This is a genomic window from Thiocapsa sp. (assembly GCF_011390875.1).
GTDB lineage: Bacteria > Pseudomonadota > Gammaproteobacteria > Chromatiales > Chromatiaceae > Thiocapsa.
The window spans coordinates 1-3,516 of the sequence record NZ_JAABRP010000335.1 but is presented as its reverse complement, the minus strand read 5'-3'; the positions used below and the strand labels follow the sequence as shown (position 1 = coordinate 3,516).

Below are 3,516 nucleotides of genomic sequence, written 5' to 3'. Positions count from 1 at the left end.
CCCGGAACCGCGCTCCGAGCGTCGCCGCCAGCCGGACCCCGACAACTGGCCCGCGAACCGCAGGGTCTCGCGCCCGTACTTGCGATTGACCGCGTCCAGCACCGCCATACGGCGCCGCGTACGGTCGTCCTCGCCGACCTCGGCGAACAGATCCGCCGGCGCCTGCTCCGCCGGGACCACATCCGACAGCAGCACCCCGGCCTTGCGGTAGGCATCGCCGGTGCGGAATAGTCGGTCGACCCCGCGGGTCGCGGCCCGCACCAGCGCCGTGCTGTCCTGCGTCGGCACGGGGAAACCCGGGGTCACGGCGTTGGCGTAGAACGCCCGGCCGGTGTCGAAGGGGTTGGTCTGCACGAACAACGTGAGCGCCGGGGCGGCGAGCCCCTGCGACCGCAGCTTCTCCCCGGCCCGGCTCGCAAACGCCGTGACCGCCGCTCGCAGCTCGGCCGGCGTGGTCACCGCGGCACCGAAGCTGCGCGAGACCATGACCTGCCGGCGCGGCGGCGCCACATCCTCCAGCGCCAGACAGGCTTGCCCACGCAGCTCCCGGGCGATGCGCTCAACGACCACGCCGAAGGAGGCGCGCAACCGCTGCGGGTGCGCCTCGCGCAACGCCAGCGCATCGGCGATGCCGATCGCGCGCAGACGCGCCCCCGAGCGACCCGCGATGCCCCAAAGGTCTTCCACCGGAACCCCCGCCAGCACGGCGTCGGGGTCCGGCAGCGCCGACCAATCGAGCACCGGCCCGGCCGGCCCCTGGCCCTTCTTGGCCAGACGAGTGGCGAGCTTCGCGAGCGTCTTGGTCGGGGCGATCCCCACCGCCACCGGGATGCCGGTCCAGCGCCGCACGGTCCGGGCGATCTCCAAGCCCAGGGCGGTTGGATCCCGGACCCCGGCCAGATCCAGAAAGCACTCGTCGATCGAGTAGACCTCGATCCGCGGGGCGAACCCGGCCAGCACCTGCATCACCCGCCGGGACAGATCCCCGTAGAGCGCATAGTTCGAGGAGAAGACCGCGGCGTCGGCCCGGCGCAGGACCTCGGCGTACTTGAAGTAGGGCGCCCCCATCGGGATGCCGAGCGCCTTCGCCTCGTTGCTGCGCGCGACCACACAGCCGTCGTTGTTGGAGAGCACCACCACCGGGCGCCCCTCCAGGCTCGGCCGGAAGAGCCGCTCGCAGGAGGCGTAGAAGTTGTTGCAGTCGACCAGGGCGAACATGGCGGTTGTTCCTGCGCGGATTCGCGCTCAAAACGAATGCACGACATGCGCAACCACGCCCCAGCTTTGTTGTCTGTTCCGTGACAGCGTCGTCCCGCCTTCGCGGTCGCACCGCGCATCGGGCGTTCGTGTCCCACTGCCGCATTCCCGAACCGAGGCCCTCGCGTCGCCCATGAGCCAGATCACCGTACCTCGTCACATCCAACTGCTCTGCCGCATTCTGCACGCAGCCCTGGATACCCGGCCCGATCCGGCGCCGCCGCCGTTGGCCGCCTTGACCGAGTCGTCCTGCCTGCTCGTGGAGGTCTCCGGCACGCACCCCCGAGGCGAGCAGGCTCCGCCCGGCGTCCGCCGCAAGCGGCTCGCCGAGGCGATCGCGCTTGCAAGCGCTGCACCGCGACGCTGAGTTCCCATCGAACGGGCCATTATGAAGATCGGGCGGGAAAGGCTCGCGTATGTGCGCGTTACGCCTTCAGCGCCGTGACGACCCGCTCCAGAATGGCATGCGCCTCGGCGGCGACCTGATCGGCCACGACGCGCTCAACCGCCGCGTCGAAAGGATGGTCGATCTCCACGCCAAAGGCATAACTCATCGGATTGCTCCAAAGGATTGCGGGTTTTTCGGGGGCACCATGACGGTCCGCCCGGACGGTCGGCGATCCGCGCAGAGCGACAACGTCAGTAACGTACCCGCCCCGGATTGGCGGCGTAGGCTTCGAGTATCTCGAGTGCCTCCGTCCGTAGGAGCGGAATCTCGGGGATCGCACGCTGCTCCGGCGGCCTTGCCAGCTGCTCGTGGATGAAATGGTCATCGAAGCCGATGCCGGCCGCGTCCTGGATGCTGAACCCGTAGAATACGCGCTCGATCCGCGCCCAGTAGATGGCACCGAGGCACATCGGACAGGGCTGGCCGCTGGTGTAGAGCGCGCATCCCTGCAGGCTGACGCTCTCGATCCCCCGGCAGGCATCGCGGATTGCGACCATCTCGCCATGCGCGGTTGGATCCCGAGTGGCAATGACCCGATTCCAGCCCTCCCCGATGATGCGCCCGGCACGCACGATCACGGCACCGAATGGCCCGCCATCACCCGCTGTCGAGCCCCGATCGCCCAACGCGATGGCGTGCCGCATGAAGTGCTCATGATCGGACCAGACGCCGGCCTCGCCGACGCCTCGCCCCGAAGACTCGGATTGTACGCTCACATCAACCCCCATCGGTTCGCGGCTGCCCGAGCCGCCCTGTCGTGATCTCCCGGTAGAGCGTCATCAATACCTCGTTGGATTTTCCACTCGATCGTCCGTAAGGCGCTCGCGTCTTGGTGGCTCAGAGATCATGAGCGGACCGGAGCTTGATCCGGCGATCGTAGCGCAATTCTGCTCGATCTCGGCATCGGTGGTGTACGGCCTGTAAGGCGTCGCCGAGAGTAACACGGCGACGACGCGGTCAATGCGCGCGGCTGGAACTGGCAGGCACGCCTTGGCCCGGGCATTGCTTGCGCACTGACCATCGCGCCAGCGCGCCGTTGCCCGAAGCCCGTTTCAGCTATGACTGATCTGATCAAATCCCGCGATTCCGTTTCGCTCTGCTGTCCCTTCTGCGGACTCGGGTGTGACGACCTGTCACTGCGCAACGACGAACGGCTCAGTGTCGACGTCCGTGGCTGCGCCATTGCCGGGGCACGATTCGCCGATCTCCTGTCCGTTCCCGGCACGGGGCACCGTCCACGTTTGCGGGGTGAGTCCGTGCAGCCCGAGCAGGCCCTAGCGGAAGCGGCGCGGCTGCTGACTTCTGCCCGGCTCCCTTTATTCGCCGGCTTGCGCGGCGATCTGGGTGACCTGCGCGGGTTGCTGACGCTCGCCGCAGTTTGCGGCGGGATGCTCGAGCACGCCGAAGGCGCCGCGCTCGCTCGCGTCGCTCGGGTATTGGAAGAGACCGGCTGGCTGGTGACGAGTCTGGGCGAAGCACGCAACCGCGCAGACGTCGTCGTCATCATCGGAGACGGCGTGCTCGCGGCGTTTCCGCGGCTCGGCGAGCGCGTGCTGCATGCCGCCGATCGGCTGCACGGGGAGAATCCGCCCCGTCTCATCTTGATCGGCGAGGACCGGGACGCTGCAGACGCTTTGGATGCGGAGCTGATCAATATCGGGCGGGCAGACCTACGCAACTTCATCGCCACGGTGCGCGCGCGCGTCGGCGGCCGCGTGATCTCGGGCGACGCCTTCCCGGTGGCCGGGCCACTGGCCGAAGCGCTGGCGGCGGCACGCTACCCGGTGCTGTGCTTCAGCGCGGCGGCGCTC

5 protein-coding genes are annotated in these 3,516 nt (G+C 68.7%); 2 read left to right on the top strand and 3 right to left on the bottom strand.

The genetic code is table 11. The features are described from left to right. Positions 1-1,218, bottom strand: a 1,218-nt coding sequence (locus GPT33_RS18040) for a Y-family DNA polymerase (RefSeq protein ID WP_296811837.1), incomplete at its 3' end; no start/stop codon positions are given. Positions 1,219-1,390: 172 nt separating this feature from the next. On the opposite strand from GPT33_RS18040, the gene GPT33_RS18035 reads away from it, so the two are divergent. Further along, on the top strand, positions 1,391-1,624 hold the full coding sequence (locus tag GPT33_RS18035) for a hypothetical protein (protein ID WP_296811835.1): 234 nt from the start codon (positions 1,391-1,393) through the stop codon (positions 1,622-1,624). A gap of 58 nt (positions 1,625-1,682) precedes the next feature. Here the strand turns inward: GPT33_RS18035 and GPT33_RS18030 are convergent, their stop codons facing one another. Both GPT33_RS18030 and GPT33_RS18025 read right to left on the bottom strand, forming a co-directional pair. Next, positions 1,683-1,811 carry a hypothetical protein gene (locus tag GPT33_RS18030; protein ID WP_296811834.1) on the bottom strand — a complete coding sequence of 43 codons (129 nt, stop codon included), beginning with the start codon at positions 1,809-1,811 and terminating at the stop codon, positions 1,683-1,685. Positions 1,812-1,896: 85 nt separating this feature from the next. Then, complete coding sequence (locus tag GPT33_RS18025; protein ID WP_296811831.1) at positions 1,897-2,421, bottom strand: nucleoside deaminase; 525 nt, start codon at positions 2,419-2,421, stop codon at positions 1,897-1,899. Between the two features lie 342 nt (positions 2,422-2,763). Here GPT33_RS18025 and GPT33_RS18020 point away from each other — a divergent pair. Continuing rightward, a partial coding sequence (locus tag GPT33_RS18020; RefSeq protein ID WP_296811829.1) for a hypothetical protein occupies positions 2,764-3,516 on the top strand: 753 nt, incomplete at its 3' end.

Coding starts and splice junctions, on each gene's coding strand:
- GPT33_RS18035 (WP_296811835.1), top strand. CDS start 1,391: ATGAGCCAGATCACCGTACCTCGTCACATCCAACTGCTCTGCCGCATT.
- GPT33_RS18030 (WP_296811834.1), bottom strand. CDS start 1,811: ATGAGTTATGCCTTTGGCGTGGAGATCGACCATCCTTTCGACGCGGCG.